The 17,696-nt window shown below is 64.3% G+C and carries 17 protein-coding genes; 5 read left to right on the forward strand and 12 right to left on the reverse strand.

From position 1 onward, the window contains the following. Positions 1–138: 138 nt before the first annotated feature. From RBB16_RS09100 to RBB16_RS09110, 3 genes are read right to left on the reverse strand one after another with little or no spacing between them, the layout of a single operon-like run. On the reverse strand, positions 139–1,203 hold the full coding sequence (locus tag RBB16_RS09100) for a Gfo/Idh/MocA family oxidoreductase (RefSeq protein WP_306045863.1): 1,065 nt from the start codon (positions 1,201–1,203) through the stop codon (positions 139–141). Continuing rightward, a complete protein-coding gene (locus tag RBB16_RS09105) occupies positions 1,200–2,207 on the reverse strand; it encodes a Gfo/Idh/MocA family oxidoreductase (RefSeq protein ID WP_306045864.1) in 1,008 nt (335 codons plus the stop codon). Before RBB16_RS09105 ends, RBB16_RS09100 begins: the two co-directional genes overlap by 4 nt. Next, positions 2,204–3,253 (reverse strand): Gfo/Idh/MocA family oxidoreductase, encoded by a 1,050-nt coding sequence (locus tag RBB16_RS09110; RefSeq protein WP_306045865.1) that lies wholly within the window; start codon positions 3,251–3,253, stop codon positions 2,204–2,206. The genes RBB16_RS09105 and RBB16_RS09110 overlap by 4 nt, the downstream gene beginning before the upstream one ends. Positions 3,254–3,368: 115 nt before the next feature. On the opposite strand from RBB16_RS09110, the gene RBB16_RS09115 reads away from it, so the two are divergent. Further along, positions 3,369–4,097 (forward strand): GntR family transcriptional regulator, encoded by a 729-nt coding sequence (locus RBB16_RS09115; protein WP_211267988.1) that lies wholly within the window; start codon positions 3,369–3,371, stop codon positions 4,095–4,097. Here the strand turns inward: RBB16_RS09115 and RBB16_RS09120 are convergent. The 4 genes from RBB16_RS09120 to RBB16_RS09135 are packed head-to-tail and all read right to left on the reverse strand — an operon-like array spanning position 4,094 to position 7,567. Continuing rightward, positions 4,094–5,014: a S9 family peptidase gene (locus RBB16_RS09120; RefSeq protein ID WP_306045866.1), complete on the reverse strand. Its 921-nt coding sequence runs from the start codon at positions 5,012–5,014 to the stop codon at positions 4,094–4,096. The two genes, RBB16_RS09115 and RBB16_RS09120, sit on opposite strands and share 4 nt — an antisense overlap. Next, on the reverse strand, positions 5,011–5,523 hold the full coding sequence (locus RBB16_RS09125) for a flavin reductase family protein (protein ID WP_306045867.1): 513 nt from the start codon (positions 5,521–5,523) through the stop codon (positions 5,011–5,013). Before RBB16_RS09125 ends, RBB16_RS09120 begins: the two co-directional genes overlap by 4 nt. Then, positions 5,520–6,416 carry an aldo/keto reductase gene (locus tag RBB16_RS09130; protein ID WP_306045868.1) on the reverse strand — a complete coding sequence of 299 codons (897 nt, stop codon included), beginning with the start codon at positions 6,414–6,416 and terminating at the stop codon, positions 5,520–5,522. Before RBB16_RS09130 ends, RBB16_RS09125 begins: the two co-directional genes overlap by 4 nt. Beyond that, positions 6,413–7,567, reverse strand: a complete 1,155-nt coding sequence (locus RBB16_RS09135) for an LLM class flavin-dependent oxidoreductase (RefSeq protein WP_306045869.1) — start codon at positions 7,565–7,567, stop codon at positions 6,413–6,415. The genes RBB16_RS09130 and RBB16_RS09135 overlap by 4 nt, the downstream gene beginning before the upstream one ends. A gap of 94 nt (positions 7,568–7,661) precedes the next feature. Here RBB16_RS09135 and RBB16_RS09140 point away from each other — a divergent pair, with 94 nt between their 5' ends. After that, positions 7,662–8,372 (forward strand): GntR family transcriptional regulator, encoded by a 711-nt coding sequence (locus tag RBB16_RS09140; RefSeq protein WP_306045870.1) that lies wholly within the window; start codon positions 7,662–7,664, stop codon positions 8,370–8,372. Between the two features lie 3 nt (positions 8,373–8,375). Further along, positions 8,376–9,467, forward strand: coding sequence for a Gfo/Idh/MocA family oxidoreductase (locus tag RBB16_RS09145; RefSeq protein ID WP_306045871.1), 1,092 nt, complete (start codon positions 8,376–8,378; stop codon positions 9,465–9,467). A 2-nt stretch (positions 9,468–9,469) separates the two neighbouring features. On the opposite strand, the gene RBB16_RS09150 is transcribed toward RBB16_RS09145, so the two are convergent. The 3 genes from RBB16_RS09150 to RBB16_RS09160 are packed head-to-tail and all read right to left on the reverse strand — an operon-like array spanning position 9,470 to position 11,765. Further along, on the reverse strand, positions 9,470–10,192 hold the full coding sequence (locus RBB16_RS09150) for a lysophospholipid acyltransferase family protein (RefSeq protein WP_306045872.1): 723 nt from the start codon (positions 10,190–10,192) through the stop codon (positions 9,470–9,472). After that, positions 10,189–11,091 (reverse strand): FtsX-like permease family protein, encoded by a 903-nt coding sequence (locus tag RBB16_RS09155; RefSeq protein WP_306045873.1) that lies wholly within the window; start codon positions 11,089–11,091, stop codon positions 10,189–10,191. The genes RBB16_RS09150 and RBB16_RS09155 overlap by 4 nt, the downstream gene beginning before the upstream one ends. Beyond that, positions 11,088–11,765, reverse strand: coding sequence for a cell division ATP-binding protein FtsE (locus RBB16_RS09160; RefSeq protein ID WP_306045874.1), 678 nt, complete (start codon positions 11,763–11,765; stop codon positions 11,088–11,090). Before RBB16_RS09160 ends, RBB16_RS09155 begins: the two co-directional genes overlap by 4 nt. Positions 11,766–11,914: 149 nt before the next feature. Here RBB16_RS09160 and RBB16_RS09165 point away from each other — a divergent pair, with 149 nt between their 5' ends. Then, the gene (locus RBB16_RS09165; RefSeq protein WP_306045875.1) at positions 11,915–12,661 is read left to right on the forward strand and encodes a zinc-ribbon domain-containing protein; all 747 of its coding nucleotides are present in this window, start codon (positions 11,915–11,917) and stop codon (positions 12,659–12,661) included. Between the two features lie 6 nt (positions 12,662–12,667). Here RBB16_RS09165 and RBB16_RS09170 read toward each other — a convergent pair whose 3' ends face one another. Then, a complete protein-coding gene (locus RBB16_RS09170; RefSeq protein ID WP_306045876.1) occupies positions 12,668–15,199 on the reverse strand; it encodes a DUF4175 domain-containing protein in 2,532 nt (843 codons plus the stop codon). A 43-nt stretch (positions 15,200–15,242) separates the two neighbouring features. After that, positions 15,243–16,508: a diaminopimelate decarboxylase gene (gene lysA / locus RBB16_RS09175; RefSeq protein ID WP_306045877.1), complete on the reverse strand. Its 1,266-nt coding sequence runs from the start codon at positions 16,506–16,508 to the stop codon at positions 15,243–15,245. A gap of 134 nt (positions 16,509–16,642) precedes the next feature. Here lysA and RBB16_RS09180 point away from each other — a divergent pair, with 134 nt between their 5' ends. After that, positions 16,643–17,620: a quinone oxidoreductase gene (locus RBB16_RS09180; protein ID WP_306045878.1), complete on the forward strand. Its 978-nt coding sequence runs from the start codon at positions 16,643–16,645 to the stop codon at positions 17,618–17,620. Positions 17,621–17,696 lie beyond the last annotated feature (76 nt).

Here is a 17,696-nt window from a genome sequence, read left to right on the forward strand (position 1 = left end):
TATTATTACTCATCCCCACGCAAACCTTTTTTACAAGGCTTCAATCCAGGTCAGAGGACAGTGTCGGTCGCACTTATTGCCCCGATCACGCCTCCTGGCGCGGGCTTTCCCGATTGCTCGCCCTGCCCCGTCGGGACATCAGCGACTGCCCGGCATCCATCCCGCGTAACAAGGGGAACCGCTTGAAAGCGGCAGCTTTATCGGCCCGCCCTCTCTTGCTGAGCGATAGATGGCGGTGACCAGTTCAATGGACCTCCGCCCATCTTCGAGGGTGACTTCCATGCCGCCCTGGCCCGTCAACGCATCTGCGACCGCGTCAAGATATCCGGCAAACCCCGCATGGCCATGCGGAACCTTTTGCACGATAGAATCAACCTCTGCCTGTGCGACGGGCGCGCGCGCGATGAACCGCCATTCGTCCTGTGCCGGGCTGTAGGGGGCTGAACCGCTTTCGGCAGTGACGCCCTCGAAACAGAAACGGAGACGGGTGGTGTCGTTCCCGGCACCAAGCGTGACCGAACTGGTCGCCAGCGCCCCGTTCTGCATCCGAAACGCCAGCGCGGCACAGTCTTCCGTCTCGATCTGGTTCACGCGTGTATCCGTCAGCGCCGTGACCTCGGCAACCGGTCCGAACACCTTGCACAGCAAGTCATGAGCATGGATCGCGTGGCCCAACAGCGCGCCACCGGATTCCCCGGCCCATGTTCCGCGCCATGGAACGGCATAATACGCGGCATCGCGGTTCCAATGCGTCTCGAGGCTGGCCACGAATGGCTTGCCCGCCAGACCTGCCGCGACAAGCGCCTGTAGCTGCGCCATGGCGCGGCCATAGCGATACTGGAACACCGGGAACACCGACTTGCCGCGGGCCTTCGCAACTGCTGCAAGCCGGTCGGCCTCATCCAGAGACCGGACAATCGGCTTTTCGCAGATCACATGCTTGCCTGCCTCAAGGCACTGAACGGCAATCGGGAAATGAAGGTGCGGCGGCAGACAGATGTCGATCAGGTCAACCGACGGATCGGCCAGGACGGCCTCCAGGTCTCCGGTGACCGAAATCGCCGGATCGCCCCCGGTTGCTGCCGTTGCCCGCGCGGTGTCCAGATCGCACAGGATGGCCACCTGAAACCGGTCTGGCAATGCGCGGTAACCCGAGAGGTGTTCGGCCCCGATGCCCGCGCCGATGATCGCGGTGCGGATCATGGGTTGGCTTCGGCCATGGCCTGCGCCCTGAGTGCCAGTTCACAAACCTTGAACGCATGGGCCTGCGTCATCGCCGTTTCCGTCCGGTCACGCAGATCGGCCACGAAGCGCGAAAAGAAGGGCAGGTCCGCCCCGGATGCATCAATCTTTTCGCACCGGTCTCCGTTCACGAGGATCAGATGATCCGTCCCTTCGCTGCCGACATCCACGTATTTGCGCAGCTCGATATAGCCCTCTGTTCCAAGAATGGTCAGCCGTCCATCGCCCCATGTGGGCAGGGCGTCGGGCGTGTACCAATCCACGCGGATATATCCATGGCCCTGATCGCTGCGCAGGGCGAGTTCAGCGAAATCCTGAAGACCCGGATCGTTCGGGTTGGCGTAGTTGGCAACGTTGGCCAATGTGATCTCGGCGTCAGTCGACCCGGTGAAATACAGGAACTGGTCGATCTGGTGGCTGGCGATATCGGTGATGATCCCGCCATAGGCTTCTCGGTCGAAAAACCAGTCCGGCCGCGTGTCGCGGTTCAGCCGATGCGGCCCGATCCCCAGGGTCTGGATGACACGCCCGATGGCACCCTCAGCCACCAGCTCAGCCGCACGGGTGACAGCCGGAACCTCGAAGCGTTCCGAAAAATCAATGGACCAGATCCGTCCGGTTTCCGCGACGGTCGCCTTGATCGCGTCCAGTTGATCCATCGTCGTACAACCGGGCTTGTCGGTCAGCACGTCCTTGCCCGCCTGCATCGCGCGAATGGCCATTTCCGCGCGGTCACGCGGAATGCCGGACAGCAGGATCAGGTTGATGGAGGGATCGTCCAGCAGGGCCTGGACACTGTCTGCGCGGGGGACATCGGCAAACCGCTCGACAAATCCCGCCTCGGTGCCCGGGTGACCCTCGGTCCACCATCCGGCGAACTCGGCCCCCGCGGCGATCATGTTCGCGGCCATCCCGTAGATATGGCGGTGGTCGATGCCAATGGCGGCAAAGCGTAGGGCGGTCATGTGGTCAACTCCGTTACTCCGCCGGTTCTCGCGGATGTGGTGATTGCATCGATAAGATCATGGGCAGCGAGCGCGTCCTTGCCGGTGATGGCAGGAGGCCGGCCCGAGATCAGGGCAGCGGCGAAATCCTCGATCACGCCCTGATGCCATTCATGGGTAAAAGCCATGGGATCGGCCCCACCCCCTGTGCCGCCTGCCGCGCCGAACACGACGGAACGACCGTCTCTCCAGCTCATGTGCAGTTCCCCGGATTCAAGGTGCAGGCTGGCCCGGTCGAAATGCAGCGTGATGGATTCTGCACCGCCGGGGAAACTAGCCGTGCTGGCGACGAGCGACCCGACGGCCCCGCTTTCGAACTCCAGCCCGGCAACGACGAAATCCTCGGACTCCATCCGGTGGAATCTGGTCGTGGCGGCCATCGCTCGCACGGATGCAACCGGACCGGCCAGCCACAAAGCAAGGTCGATCGTGTGAATGGCCTGGCTGATCAGAACGCCGCCGCCATCGCGGGCATAGCTGCCCCGACCGGGTTCGTCATAATAGCTTTGCTCGCGCCACCAGGGCACCGAAACCTCGACCAGACCGAGCGCACCCAGATCGTTCGCGGCGATCATCTGCGCGGCCTTGCGCGACGCCTCTCTCATGCGGTGTTGGAAAACCACGCCAAGGGTCACATCCGCGTCACGGCAGATCGTCACGACCTCCCGTGCTTCGTCCGCATTCCGGCCCATGGGCTTTTCAAGCAGGATATGTTTGCCCGCCTCGGCCAGCGGGCGAATGATGTCTGCACGGGCATTGGGTGGCGTCAGGACGATTGCGAAATCGACGTCCGGATCCGCCGCAACTGCGCCAAGATCATGGAACACACGGATGGGGTGGCCGACCCGCGATTGCGCCATTTCTGCCAGATCACGGGCCTTTTCCACAGTCCGGGATTGTACGCCATAGAGAGCCACGCCAGCGGCATCGGCGCAGGCTGCAACATGGGTTCGCGCCACCATTCCCGCACCGATCAGAACCACGCGTTTCGGCGATGCACTCAGCATTGAAGTGACCCTTTCGATACACAGCCCGGGCAGATAGTCATAGGTGGAACCCGGTTGTCAATGACTTTACATACCGGTATACTGGTCCAAAGCCCCCACGAATGGAGAGCGAGTATTGAAACGGAAATCGGCCGCCATAGATGCGTCTTCCCTGCCTGTGGCGTCCCTTGACCTGTCACGCCCGGCGGCCGAGCAGATCGCTTCTGCCCTGAAATCCGCTGTTCTGAACATGCAGATCGCGCCGGGGGCGATGATCTCGGAAAACGAGGTTGGCCAGTTGTTTGGGGCCAGCCGCACACCCGTGCGAGAAGCCTTTGCGCAACTGCGCGACGACGGGCTTGTCGTCACCTGGCCAAGCCGTGGTACCTATGTTTCCAAGCTGTCCGAACATCAGATCCGGGGCGCCCAGTTCCTGCGCGAAGCCCTGGAAGTGGCGGTGGTCGACCGTTTGTGTTCCGAGGGCATCTCGGACAGGGCCCTTGCTGCGCTGGACGACAACCTTGCCCAACAACGCGCGGCGGTGCGGGCCGATGACAAGCTGACCTTTCAGGCATTGGATGACCGGTTTCACGCCATGCTGGCCGAGGCCACGGGCTTTGAGCGCATAAGCGGGCTGCTGATCCGGGAGAAGGCGGCGCTTGACCGGCTTCGTGTGCTGGCGCTTAACGACGCCGCGCATATGTCGCGCCTGCTATCCGAACATGAGGGCATTCTCGACGCGGTGCGCAACGCCTATTCCGGCCAGGCGCTTGACCGTATGCGGCGCCACCTTCGCAATGTGTTGTCCACGCTTTCCGGGATGATCGAGGCCAACCGGGATTTTTTCGACCTGTCCGACGACTAGCTGTCTCGGCCTCGCCCTTCGACAAGCTGCCGCGTCAGAAACCGCAACACAGCCGCGCGCATCGCCGGGGTTTCTTCATGCGCTGCATTCGGCTCGATGTGAAACTCCAGCCCCTGCCTGCCACCATAGGCCGCTTCCAGATCCTGCCGCCCCCGGTTGAAGGCTCCTTCCGGCGTCGACCAATCCTTCAATCCCACGCAGACCTGCAAGGCACGTGGCGCGGTCAAGCCTGCAATCTGCCCGCTGCGCGCAACCGGCAGCAGGCCCGGCACGGTCATGTAAGGGCCATGGCCGTCATGCTCCCCCTGAGCCACCAGCGTTTCCAGATCGGCGAAGGAACACAGCGCCGAGGCCGCGCGCACCCTCTCATCCATCGCCGCCAACCACCAGGCCAGCGTGCTGCCCATGGAAAAGCCCAGTGCCCCGAGCCTGTTGCGATCCACCACCGGATGATCCGCAAGAAAGCTCAGCCCCGCCATCTGCTCCGCCAGCATCTGCCCGAACAGCGTTTCCCCCCGCCACAGCGCCGCCTTGGCACGGGCAGATTCCACGGGCAGCTGCCGTGTCCCGAAACAGGGCATGTCCATGCACAGCGCCGCCACCCCAAGCGCCACCAGATCGGCGGCATAGGGGCCTTTCAGCGACGGCCGGCCTTCGATCAGTTCCTCCCGCCCCATGGTGTAGCGGTTGCCATGGGCATGACAGTAGACCAGGGCCGGGACCGGTGCCTGGCCGTCTGGCGGGCGCAGGAACAGGGCGGGAACCGGCGCGCGCCCTACCGTTTCGAACAGCAGGTCGTCCAGCACCCAGTCCCCGAACTGCCTGCGGCCCTGCACAGTGACCTTGCGGAAATTCGGCCCCGGAAACCCCGCCCCAAGCAGCCCTGCCAGCCGATCACGCAGGGCCACGCCTGTCATGCGCCAACTGCGAACTGGCCGAACTGCCCGCCATAAAACAGAAGCGGCAGACCCTGACGGACCGAGGCTTTCAGCACCCGACCCACAAGGATCGCATGGTCGCCGCCATCGTATTCGGCGTAGCGCTCGCATTCGAACCGCGCGAGGCAACCCTGCAACAGGGGCACCCCGCGTTCGCTTTCACGCCAATCCACCTGATCGAACGCATGCGCCGAGGCCGAAAAGGCCCGGCACAGATCCATCTGGTTTTCCGCCAGAACGTGGATCGCCATGTGCTCGGCTTCCCGAAAGGCCGGATAGCGCCGCGACGCGCGGGAGGCCGACCACAATACCAATGGCGGATCGAGCGACACGGATGAGAAGCTGTTGGCCGTGATCCCCACCGGACCCGCATCCGTGGAGGTCGTGACAATGGTCACGCCGGTTCCGAACCGCGCCAGGGCGCTGCGCAGCTCGCGCCCCATATCGGGGCCGGGGCTGAAATGGCTCATGCCGTCCTGCATGGTCATGGCACCTCGCTCCCCCAGGCTTCTGTCAGGATTTCGAACCATGTCTCCCGGGCCAGTTTGACCCGCGCCGCATCGGAAATCGCGCGGATACGGTCCAGATTGTTGGTGCCCATGACCGGGGCAAGCTTGGCCGGATGCGCCAGAAGCCAGGCCACGGCGACTGCGGTGGCATCAACGCCCTGTTCGGCACCGATACGATCCAGCACCGCGCGCACGGCAGCGCCGTCTTCGCCAAAGAGACGCCCGCCGCCAAGGGGCGACCACGCCATCGGGCGAATGCCGCGTTCCTGCATCCAGGCGATATCGCCGTCTATGAAGGGGGCGAAATGCAGCACGCTCGCCTCAATTTGATTGGTGCAAAGCGGCGTCTTCATCGCCGATTGCAGCAACGTCCAGTCATTGAGCTTGAAGTTCGACACGCCCACGGCCCGGACCTTGCCAGAGGCGACCAGCGCATCGAGAGCGGCCCCGGTTTCATGGTGATCCATCAGCGGATCGGGCCGGTGGATCAGCAGCAGGTCGATCCGGTCGGTTGACATGTTGGTCAGCGACGCCTCGACCGACGCAGTGATATGGGCGGCGGATGTGTCGTAGTATTTCACCCGCTTGTCCGAGTACTTTCCGATTGGCGCGACGATATCGCATTTGGTGACGATCTCGATCCGGTCGCGCAGTGCGGGTGCAGCCCGCAGGGCCGCCCCCATCACCTCTTCAGCGCCATAGTCGCCGTAGATATCGGCTTGATCCATGGTTGTGATACCCTGATCGAGACAGGCTTCGATCTTGGCCTGCACATGGGCGGGCGAAGTATCGGCATCATCAGCGACGCGCCACATGCCATATACAAGGCGGCTGATGTCCAACTGGCCGGACAGGCTTAGTCGTTCGGTCATTTGCGCTCTCCCGCGCCTAGCGGCGTCATCGGCGTTTCACTCGGCACACGGCCATATTCCTGCGGCAGCGAGCATGTCGTCAGATGCGGCATGACCTTTTCGCCGAAGATCCTGCATTCCTCCAGATGTGGATAGCCCGAGAAGATGAAGGCGCGCATGCCCATCTTCTTGTACTCTTCGATCTTGGTCAGGACCTGATCGACCGACCCGACCAAGGCCGCGCCGCAGCCAGACCGTGCCCGGCCCACGCCGGTCCATAGATTGGGCTCCACATAACCGAACTTATCCGCCAGTTCCCGTGCCTTGGCCTGATGGGCCACGCCGAGAGAGATGCTGTCATGCGCCCGGTCACGAATCAGTTTGCCGTATTCGTCATCGAGCTTGGACACGATGTAATCGGCATATTCCCGCGCCTCGGCCTCTGTGTCGCGCACGATCATGTGCACCCGCAGGCCATAGTCCAGCGTCCGGCCATAGCGTTCCGCCACCGCGTTCACGGCCTTCATGCGTTCGGCCAGGTTCTCCTGCGGTTCGGGCCACATCAGGTAGACGTCGCAATGCTGGCCGCACAGCTCCAGCGCGTCGGGCGAGTAGCCGCCGAAATAAAGCAGCGGGCCGCCGGTCTGATAGGGCTTGGCGGGGTCGGTGGTCAGCCCCTCGAAATCGTAGACTTCACCCTTGTAGGTGATTTCGTCCTGCGTCCAGGCCTGTTTCAGGATCTCGACCACCTCGCGCGACCGCTGATAGCGCAGCTTGCTGTCGGCCACCTCGCCCGGGAAGTCCGAACTGATGATGTTGACCGTCAGCCGCCCCTTCAGCATGTGATCAAGCGTGGCGATGGTCCGCGCCAGCATGATCGGCTGCATCTCGCCACAGCGCACGGCGGCCAGCATGTTGATCCGATCGGTGATCGGCGCGCAGCCCGCCACGAAACTCAGCGTGTCCTGACCCACCTGGTAGGAGGACGGGCAGAGGATGTTGCGGAAGCCCTGACGCTCGGCCTCTCGCAGGATGCCGGAACAATGCTCCCAGCTCGACCGCAGGTCGCCGTCGGGCACGCCGAGGAACTGGTAATCATCGGAACAGAGCGCCGCGAACCACGATACCTCGGCGGCATCGAGATCGGCTGACGTGACGGGGACCACGGTCATGAAAACATTCCTCCCAGATGTATCATTTTCCTCTTGCGTAGCATTCGCCAATGAGTAGATCAATAATGTATCAATTCTTCTACAGGAGGCGGCTTTGCCCCCCAACAAACCCGGCGGTGCCCTGCCGATCTACCTGCAAATCAGCGAGATGCTGATCCGCGACATCGCAGCAGGGCGGCTGTTGGATGGTAGTCGCCTGCCGCCCGAGCGAGAGATGGCGAAGTCGCTCGACACCTCGGTCGGAACCCTCAGGAAAGCTTTATCGGAGCTGGAAAATCGGGGGTTGCTGGAGCGGCGGCAGGGGTCTGGTAATTATATAAGATCGAAGACGACGCCCGAAGGCATCTATGCCCTTTTCCGGCTGGAACTGGTCGGCGGCGGCGGGCTGCCTACGGCGACGGTGCTGGACGTGACGCGGATGGACAAGCCCGCCGACCTGCCCGCTTTCGGTGCATCAATCGCGGCGCACAGGATTCGGAGGATGCGATTCCTCGGTGGCAAACCGGCAGCGGTCGAGGAAATCTGGCTCGATGCCAGCTATGCGGACCGGCTTGCGCCCGATGATCTGCTGCACTCGCTTTACATGTACTACCGCGAAACGCTCGACCTCTGGATCACCGGTTACGAGGATCAGGTCGGCGTTGCCCCCTGCCCCGATTGGGCCCCCGACGCGTTCGGCCAGCGCCCCGGCGCGCCATGCGGGCTGGTGGAACGCCAGAGCCGCGCGCGCGATGGCAGCATTGCCGAGGTCTCCCGCAACTGGTTCGACAGCAACGTGGCGCGCTATGTCGCCCGCATGAGGTAATCCATGAACTCTCCCCTGCGTTACGGCATCATCGGCTGCGGCATGATGGGCCAGGAACATATCCGTAATATCGCGCTCATCGACGGGGCTGCGGTCGTGGCGATCTACGAACCCGATCTCGGCATGCAGGCCGAGGCCGCGAAACTGGTGCCCGGCCTGCGCTTCGCGGACAGCATTGCCGATCTCTTGGCATTGGAAGAGGTGAACGCGCTGCTCATCGCTTCGCCCAACTTCCGGCATGTTGAACAACTGGAGGAAATCGCCCGCCTGCGCGCCCTGCCGATCCTCGTGGAAAAGCCGCTTTATACCGACCCCGCGGACGCCGCGCGGATTGCGCGGTTGCAGGCCACTTACCCACAGCTCATCTGGGTCGCGATGGAATATCGCTACATGCCCCCCATTGCCGCCCTGCTGGAACAGGCAGATGAGGCCACCGGCGGCATCCGCATGCTGACCATCCGCGAACACCGGTTTCCGTTTCTTGAAAAGGTGGGCGATTGGAACCGGTTCAACCACCAGACCGGCGGCACGCTGGTGGAAAAGTGCTGCCATTTTTTCGATCTGATGCGCTTGCTGCTGAAATCGGACCCTGTGCGCGTGATGGCCTCGGGCGGGCAGGCGGTGAACCATCTGGACGAGCGCTACGGCGGCAAGACGCCCGATATCTGGGACAATGCCTATGTCATCGTCGATTTCGCCAATGGTGCGCGCGCGATGCTGGAACTGTGCATGTTCGCCGAGGGCAGCCGTTATCAGGAGGAGATTTCCGCCGTTGGCCCCACCGGCAAGATCGAGGCGCTCGTGCCCGGTCCGGGCCGCTTCTGGCCCGAGCATCTGGGTGCCCCGCCGGTGCCCAAGCTGATCGTCAGCCCGCGCGACCCGAAAGGCCCGCGAGAGCTGGATATTCCCGTCGATCCCGAGTTGCTGGAGGCTGGCGACCACAACGGATCGACCTACTACCAGCACAAGTACTTTGCAGAATCTGCACGGACCGGAGGCCGCCCGCATGTGTCGCTGTCCGACGGGGCCTGGGCGGTGCGCATGGGCCTTGCCGCACAGCAATCGGCGGCGACGGGGCAGGCCGTTCTGCTATAAGATCAGGGTGCGGGGAACCCGGCCTCGGCCATCAGCCGGTCGGAATGGGTTTCCACCACCTCTTTCAATTCGGCCATGAACGCGTCTTTTTCCATGCCCGGCTCTATCACCGGCAGGAACTCCACCACCGCGAGGCCGGGCTTGCGCAGAATGCCGTGGCGCGGCCAGAAGACGCCCACATTGGTGGCGGCGGGCACGCAGGGCTGGCCCGTCTGTTCATACAGGATCCCAGTCCCGATCTTGTAGGGCCGGTCCGCCCCCGGCGCGACGCGGGTGCCTTGCGGATAGATGATCAACTGGCCCGGTTCCTGCGCGCCCGATTTCACGCCCTCGACCATCTGCTGGATCGCCTGCGCGCGCTTGCCCCGATCCACCGGAACGCAGCCAATGCGCAGCGCGTACCACCCAAGGATCGGCGCAAAGCGCAGGACGGATTTCATGATGAACTTGGGGCGCGGCACGGCGGAAACGATCAGGATGATATCGAAAAAGCTCTGATGCTTGGCAGCGATCAGCACCTCGCCCGTCGGCGGCGTCCCCCGGATTTCGGATTTCAGCCCGACCATCCAGCTCGCCGTCCAGCGCACCCACCGGCAATAGGTGTGAACCGCCGTGAAGGCCGCGCTGCGCTGGACGATTGCCCAAGGGGTGAAGAAGATCGCCATCAGGACCATCATCAGGTACATCTGTCCAATGAAGATCAGCGAGCGGGTCCACTGGATCATGGCAGGCTCCTCAGGGTTTTGAAGGCGGCGGCGCGGGTGGCCCAGAAGGCGGTGATCGCGGACAGGATCGGCACGGTCAGCGGCCAGAGCCAATGCAGACCGGCAAAGCCGAGCCCGGTCAGGAATCCGCCCTCCTCCTGCGCGCTTGGCAAGAGGGCTATGGCGATCATGCCCAAAGCGGTGCCCACGGTGGCCCCGGTCAGGGCGCGCAGCGTGAAACGGCGCACGAAGGCCCGCGCGATGTAGTGGTCCCGCGCACCTACCAGCCGCAGAACCCGGATCACCTTGACGTTTGCAGCCAGCGCCGATTGCGCGGCCAGCGTGACCATGGCAGCGACCGATCCCAGGATCAGCGCCAGGGATATCCAGCCAAGTGACCGCAACCGTTCCGCCGCCCGCACCAGCGGCCTGCGCCAGCGGGTGTGGTCGTCGAGCACCGCGCCGGGGGCTTCGGCGGCAAGGCGCAGGCGCAACCCGTCGGGGTCATAGCCCTCTGCCGTTTCGATCACCTCGACCAACCGGGGCACCGGCAGATCCTCCAGCGGCAGGTCCGGGCCGAACCAGGGTTCCAGCAAGTCACGCTGTTCCTCTTCGCTCAGGGCCCGGGCCGAAGCGACACCGGGGGTCTGCTCCAGCACCTCCAGCACCGCCCAGATCTGCGCCTCCATCTGCGCGGCGGGGGCCGAGATGCGAATGGTGGAACTGCGCGCCAGCGCCTCGGACCAGCGATCGGCCAGACGGCCAGACGCCAGCGATAGCGCCAGCGCGAAGACCGCAAGGAAGGCCATCGCGCCCGAGGTGAACAGGGTCAGCCGCACCGAATGGCCACGCCGGGGCACCACGCGGTCGGCCTGCGCGTCGCCCTTGAGGATATCCAGCAGGCCCGACAGCGCGCTCATAGATCCGCCCCCGCCAGTTGCAGCCGCCCGCCCGCGATCCGCAGCACCCGCGCCGAGACCTGCGCCTTTGCGGCCCGGATCAGGGCAAGGTCATGGGTGGCGATCAGGATCGTCTTGCCCATACGATTGAGTTCCACCAGCAATTGCAGCAGGCGCAGCGACATCTCCCAGTCGATATTGCCCGTGGGCTCATCGGCAAGGATCACGTCAGGGTCTGTAATGACCGCTCGCGCCAGCGCCGCGCGCTGCCTTTCCCCGCCCGACAGTTCCGGTGGCAGCGCATCGGCGCGGGCCGACAGGCCGACCCAGCCCATCAGTTCCGACAGGTTGCCGTCCTGCTCTGCCCCGCCGCGTCCGGCCACGGTCAGGGGCAGCGCGATGTTTTCAGACAGCGGCAGATGGTCGAGGAATTCGCAATCCTGATGCACGACGCCCATCCGCTGGCGGGCCTGGGCCACGTCATCGCGGCTCATCTCGCTTGTGTCCTGATCAAACAGCGTCACGCGGCCAGAGGTGGCGTGCAGATCGGCATAGCAGAGTTTCAGGAACGTGGTCTTGCCCGCCCCCGAAGGGCCGGTCAGAAAATGGAAGGACCCCGGCGCGAGCCGCAGGTTGATATCCGACAATAGTGACCCGCCCCCGTAGCCATAGGCGGCGTCCTGCAACTCGATCACTGGTCTGCTCCGTCCCTCAGTGCTGAGACCGTCATGCCTCACCCGGGGCTTTCATGCAATCGTAACCCCATGCAATGGCTTGGAATGGCGGATGCCCGTTGCTAGAGTCGGGCGGATGCCGCCTGCCGGGCGACGGAACGAGGAACACCATGCGTCTCACATGCCCCAATTGCAGCGCCCGATATGAGGTGGATGACTCTCTGGTCCCGCCAGAGGGACGTGATGTGCAATGTTCCAACTGTGCGACCACCTGGTTCCAGCCGGGCAACCGTGCACGGGTCGAAGAACCCGAGAGCGCCCCTGCCGCCGCTGCCGCTGCCCCCCGGCGCGATCTGGACCCGGCGCTGCGCGACATCCTGCGCGAAGAGCGTGAACGCGAGGAACAGTTGCGCCGCGCCGCCGCGCCGGTGGAAGAGCAGGAGGAGATGGCGCTCGACAGCCCGCCCCCGGCCACACGCGCGACCGAGGCAGACCTGCCGGACCCGGATGACGAGGACGACGAGGACGCCGCCGCGATCCGAGAGATGGTCGCCGAAGAGAGCGGGCGGGCCGAACGTCAGGGCCGGCGTGACCTTTTGCCGGATATCGAAGAGATCAACTCCACTCTGCGCGCCACCACCGACCGCAGCAGCAGCGACCGCGACACGAGTGATATCGACTCGATGGATGTGCGCCCGCGCCGCCGCCGGGGGTTCCGCACCGGGTTCATGTTGGTCGTTCTCCTGGCCGCTGTCGCCATCGGGGCTTATGCCTTCGCGCCCGAGATCACCGCCGCGCTGCCACAGGCGGAACCGGTCCTGACCCCCTATGTGGAGCAGGTCGATCAGCTGCGCTTCCAGTTGGATGATCTGGTACAATCGCTGGCCAGCCAATTGGCCGACAGGGCCGGCAACTAAGCCGGGCTACTGGGCCGCGAACCGGTCCAAGAGACGGCGCAGATAGTCCAGCTCCACATCCGGGCGATCCTGTTCCGCCGAGCGGCGGCGGATTTCATCGAGCAATTCGCGGGCGCGGCGGAAGGCCTCTTCCCGCTGTTCAAAGCTTTCATCCGATCCAAACGCGCCGGAATTTCCGGCCTGCCGGCCAAGCGGATCTTCCAGCGGACGGTTGGCCTGCATATTGCCATCGGCCTGACCCTGACCGGGATCCTCGCCCTCATCCCCCGCCAGTGCCTCGCTGAGCGATTCCATGCCTTCGCGCAGGGCCTCCATCGCTTCGGACTGGCTGTCCAGCGCCTCGGCCAGATCACCGCGCTCCAGTTCCTCGATGGCATCGCGCATGGCGCGGCCCGCCTCTTCGAGCTGCTGGAGAGATTCCTCGCCGTCCTCGGTGCCGCGACCGGGCAGGTTCTGGGCCTGTTCGCGCAGCTGGTCCAGCAACTCGCGCTGACGTTCGGCAAGGCTGCCTTCGTCATTCTCGCCGCCCTGCTGGCCGCCTTGCTGGTTGCCGTCCTGCCCTTCTTCGCCCGGATCGGGGCGCGGGCTGTTCGGGTTGAAGCTTTCCTGCAGATCGCGGAACGCCTCATCGGCCAGACCCTGCTGACCGCGCAGGGTGTCCTGCAAGCCTTCCATGGCCTGCTGACCAGGGCTGCGCGGGCCGTTGGGATCATCACCACCCTCGGCCATCTGCATGTTTTCCATCATCTGGCGCAGGGCATCCAGCATCTCCTGCGCTTCGGCCATGCGGCCCTGCTGCATCAGCTCTTCAATGCGGCGCATCATCTCTTCAAGATCGCCCATGGACATTTCCATGGTCTCGCCGGACTGGTCGGGCTGGTCAGTCCCGTCGCCCGGTTCCATGTTGTCGGCAAGCTCCTGCATGTAGTCCTGCATTGCCTCGCGCAGTTCCTGCATGAGCTGCGAAATCTCCTCGTCGCTGGCCCCTTGCCGCATGGCCTCCGCCAGCCGGTCCTGTGCGCGGCGCAGCCGTTCCAACACATCCGACAGATCGCCCTCTTCCAACGCAATCGCCGCATCCCAGAGGATCTGGGCCACCTCGTCGCGGGTCTCGGTGGAGATCCCGTCGACAGCCGCTTCCAGCCGCTGAATGACCGAGCGCACCTGCCGGTAGACCTCTTCATCATCAAAGAACGCGTCGGGCCGGTGTGTGATCGCCCGCAAAAGCTGCGCCACCCTCGGCGCATTTTCCCGCGACCAGAGCAGATCGCGACGCATCTCGATCAGCGCATTGGCAATCGGGTCGAAGAAGCGGCGCCCGGGCAGCCGGTCCAGTTCCACCATGCTTTGTCCGGTCTGGCCCGCGTCATCCTCTACGTTCAGTTCCAGCCGAACGGGCAGATTGGCGAAGGGGTGCTGAGACAGGTCTTCGATCAGCGCCTCGGAGAACTCCTCGCGCCCGCCGCGAAACGGCAAGGGCAGGTCAAGCACCAGGGCCTCGCGCGGCTCAGGATCGACGGTCAGCCCATAGCGGCGGTCGGCGGCCTCTGGCCACAGCGTCAGGATCGCCTGCCCGCCGCGAATACCATAGTCATCCTCGGCCGAATAGGTCATCTGGAACGCCCCGGGCGGCACACCCTCCACAGGCTCCGCCAATTCTACGGTCGGCGCGCGGTCGGCCAGCATGACGATCTGCCAGCTGCGCGGGTTGGGCCCACCGACGGACAGCTCACCGCTTTGTTCGACAATGATCTGCCGAGACAGGCTGGCCGGATCGGGTGGGGAAATCTCGGTCTGCAAGGTCTGGTTGATGCCAATCTGTTCCGCCTCGCCATAGAGCCGCAGCGTGATGCGCGATCCCATCGGAGTTTCGAACGTTTCGGCCACGATATCGTTTAGGTAGAGCGACGGCAGCCCGGTATAGAGCGGCGGTTCGACCCAGCCTTCCCAGCTTGGGCCACCGCTTGCAGGAAGTTGCGGGGCCCCCGCCATCGCGTCGCCCACATCCGCCACCCGCCAGAGCGTGCCGAACAGCAGCGCCATCGCAAAAGCCGTGGCCGCCATGAAGCGCAGCCCATAGGGGTCGCGGTCGTTCAGATGCAGGTCCGGTTCCGGCGCACGGGCATTGGCGGCCCGTTCGGCCATGCGGGCCTGATGGGCCTGCCAGACCACCATGGATTGGGCATCGCCTGCCCCGATCGCGGCGTGATCGGCCAGGGCTGTCAGCGGACGCCCGGGCATGGTCTGGTCCAGCCGGTCCATCGCCTCGGCACGAGTGGGCAACCGGAACGCGCGCAGGCCCCTGACCAGCATCCACAGCAGCGCGAGACCGCTCAGCGACAAGCCGCCGATCAGCGCGGCGGGTGGCACAATATCCGCTGCACCGAAGGCCAGCACCGCCACCACAACCAGCAGAATCGTCCAAACCGGCCAGAAGGCCCGCACGAAGCGTTCCGCCCCGATGCCAAGCCGGGTCAGCCTGAGGGGCCAGGCCAGGCGGGCCTTTACCGCCTGCGTGATCGGGGTCTGTTCGGTCATGCGACCTTTCGCGGGTTACGCCCCTTGCAGGGGCCAGAGCAGCCTAGAGCCACTCTGGAACGATATCGCGATTTATCATCTCGTCAAATGTCGGACGCGCCCGGATGACGGCGAATTGATCATCCTTCACCAAAACCTCTGGGATCAGCGCCCGCGTGTTGTATTCCGACGACATGACCGCGCCATAGGCCCCGGCGGACCGGAAGGCCATCAGATCGCCCGCCACCATCGGCGTCATCTCGCGCCCCTTGGCAAAGGTATCACCGCTTTCACAGACCGGCCCGACGATGTCGAAGGGCTGGCGTTCCGTGCCCGGCGCGGGCTCCACAACCGGGTCGATATCGTGATAGGCCGCATACATGGATGGGCGGATCAGGTCGTTCATCGCCGCATCGACAATCAGGAAATTCCGCCCCTCGCCTTCCTTGAGATATATGACCGAGGTCACCAGCAACCCGGCATTCCCGGCAATCAGGCGGCCCGGTTCAATCTCGACCTCGACATCCAGACCTTCCACGCTGCGCTTGATCAGCGCGCCGTAGTCCAGCGGCAACGGAGGGGCCTCGTTCGAGCGGGTATAGGGAATGCCAAGCCCGCCGCCGAGATCCAGCCGCCGGATGTCGTGCCCGTCCGCCCGCAGCACGCGGGTAAGTTCGGCGACCTTTGCATAGGCCATCTCGAACGGCTCCAGCTCCACCAGCTGGCTGCCGATATGCACGTCGATGCCAATCACCTCCAACCCCGGCAGGCTGGCGGCAAGGGCATAGACCTCTCGGGCGCGGGCAATGGGGATGCCGAACTTGTTTTCCGATTTGCCGGTTGCGATCTTTTCATGGGTCCGTGCATCCACATCCGGGTTCACCCGGATCGTGACAGGGGCCGTGACGCCCATGGAACTGGCAATCTCCGAGATAACGGCCATCTCTGGCTCGCTCTCGATGTTGAACTGGCGAATGCCGCCTTCCAGCGCCGCGCGGATTTCCTCACGCGTCTTGCCAACCCCGGAGAACACGATCCGATCCCCCGGCACACCTGCCGCCTTCGCCCGTGCGTATTCGCCGCCCGAGACCACATCCATGCCCGCGCCAAGATCCGCCAGAACCTTCAGCACCGCCTGGTTGGAATTGGCCTTCATCGCATAGCAGACCATGTTCGGCATACCGTCCAGCGCGTCCTTGAACAACTGGTAATGCCGCGTCAGCGTGGCCGTGGAATAGACATAGAAGGGTGTGCCGACCGCTGCCGCAATCTCGGGCAGGGGCACGTCTTCGGCATGGAGGATGCCGTTGCGATAGAGGAAATGGTCCATTGGGTCCGGCCTTGCTGCGATCTGCGCCCGCGCCCTAGCATTGTGCGGCGATAATTCAAAGAGCTACTCGACAGGTGACCGGCGCACGCCTAGCTCTTGTCGCAACGATGTCTCATACGCGGGAGGGAAGAGCGATGACCGTCAGGGCAATGGTGATCGGGGAACATGGCGGCCCCGAACAGTTCAAACTGGTCGAAGCGGAACTGGGTCAGCCCGGACCGGGCGAGGTGCTGATCCGCCACAAGGCCGTGGGGCTGAACTTCATCGACGTCTACCAGCGCACCGGGCTTTACCCGATGACCCTGCCCCATGTGCTTGGCATGGAAGCGGCGGGCGTGATCGAGGCCGTGGGCGAAGGCGTGACGCATCTGAAAGCGGGCGACCGCGCCGCCTATGCCGCCACACCTCCGGGGGCCTATTGCGAGGCGCGGGTGATGCCTGCCGCGCAGGTTTGCCCACTGCCCGACGCGATCTCCTTCGAGGAAGGCGCGGCCATGATGCTGAAGGGGCTGACAGTGAACTATCTCTTCCGGCGCACGACGCCCATCCTGCCGGGCGACACGGTGCTGTTCCATGCCGCGGCCGGGGGCGTGGGGCTGATCGCCTGCCAATGGGCGCGATCCGAGGGCATCCGCCTGATCGGCACCGCCGGAACGGATGAAAAGTGCCAGCTGGCGCTGGATCATGGTGCATCGGACTGTATCAACTACCGCACCAAGGACTGGGTCGCCCGGGTGAAGGACCTGACCGGCGGAGCGGGCGTCGATGTGGTGATGGACGCCGTGGGGGCGGATACGTTCGAGGGCTCTCTCGACAGCTTGCGCCCGCTCGGGATGATGATCAGCTTTGGCAATGCATCTGGTCCGGTGCCGCCCTTTTCGGTGGGCATCCTCGGGCAGAAAGGATCGCTCAAGATCACCCGCCCGACCCTCTTCACCCATATCGCCGATGGACCGACCTGCCAGCAGATGGCAAGCGAACTGTTTGAGAAAGTCGTCGCGGGCGATGTGACGATCCGCATCGACCAACGCTTCCCGCTGGAAGATGTGGGCGGGGCGCATCGCACGTTGGAGGCGCGCAGGACCACCGGATCGACAATCCTGACGCTTTGAACGACGCGCGGGGAAGGCGCTTCGAAGCGCCTTTTCCCGGCTCGCATGTGATGGGCCGGACGCGCAATCCGATCGG

Origin of the sequence: Nioella sp. MMSF_3534 (assembly GCF_030732985.1) — a bacterium.
GTDB lineage: Bacteria > Pseudomonadota > Alphaproteobacteria > Rhodobacterales > Rhodobacteraceae > Nioella.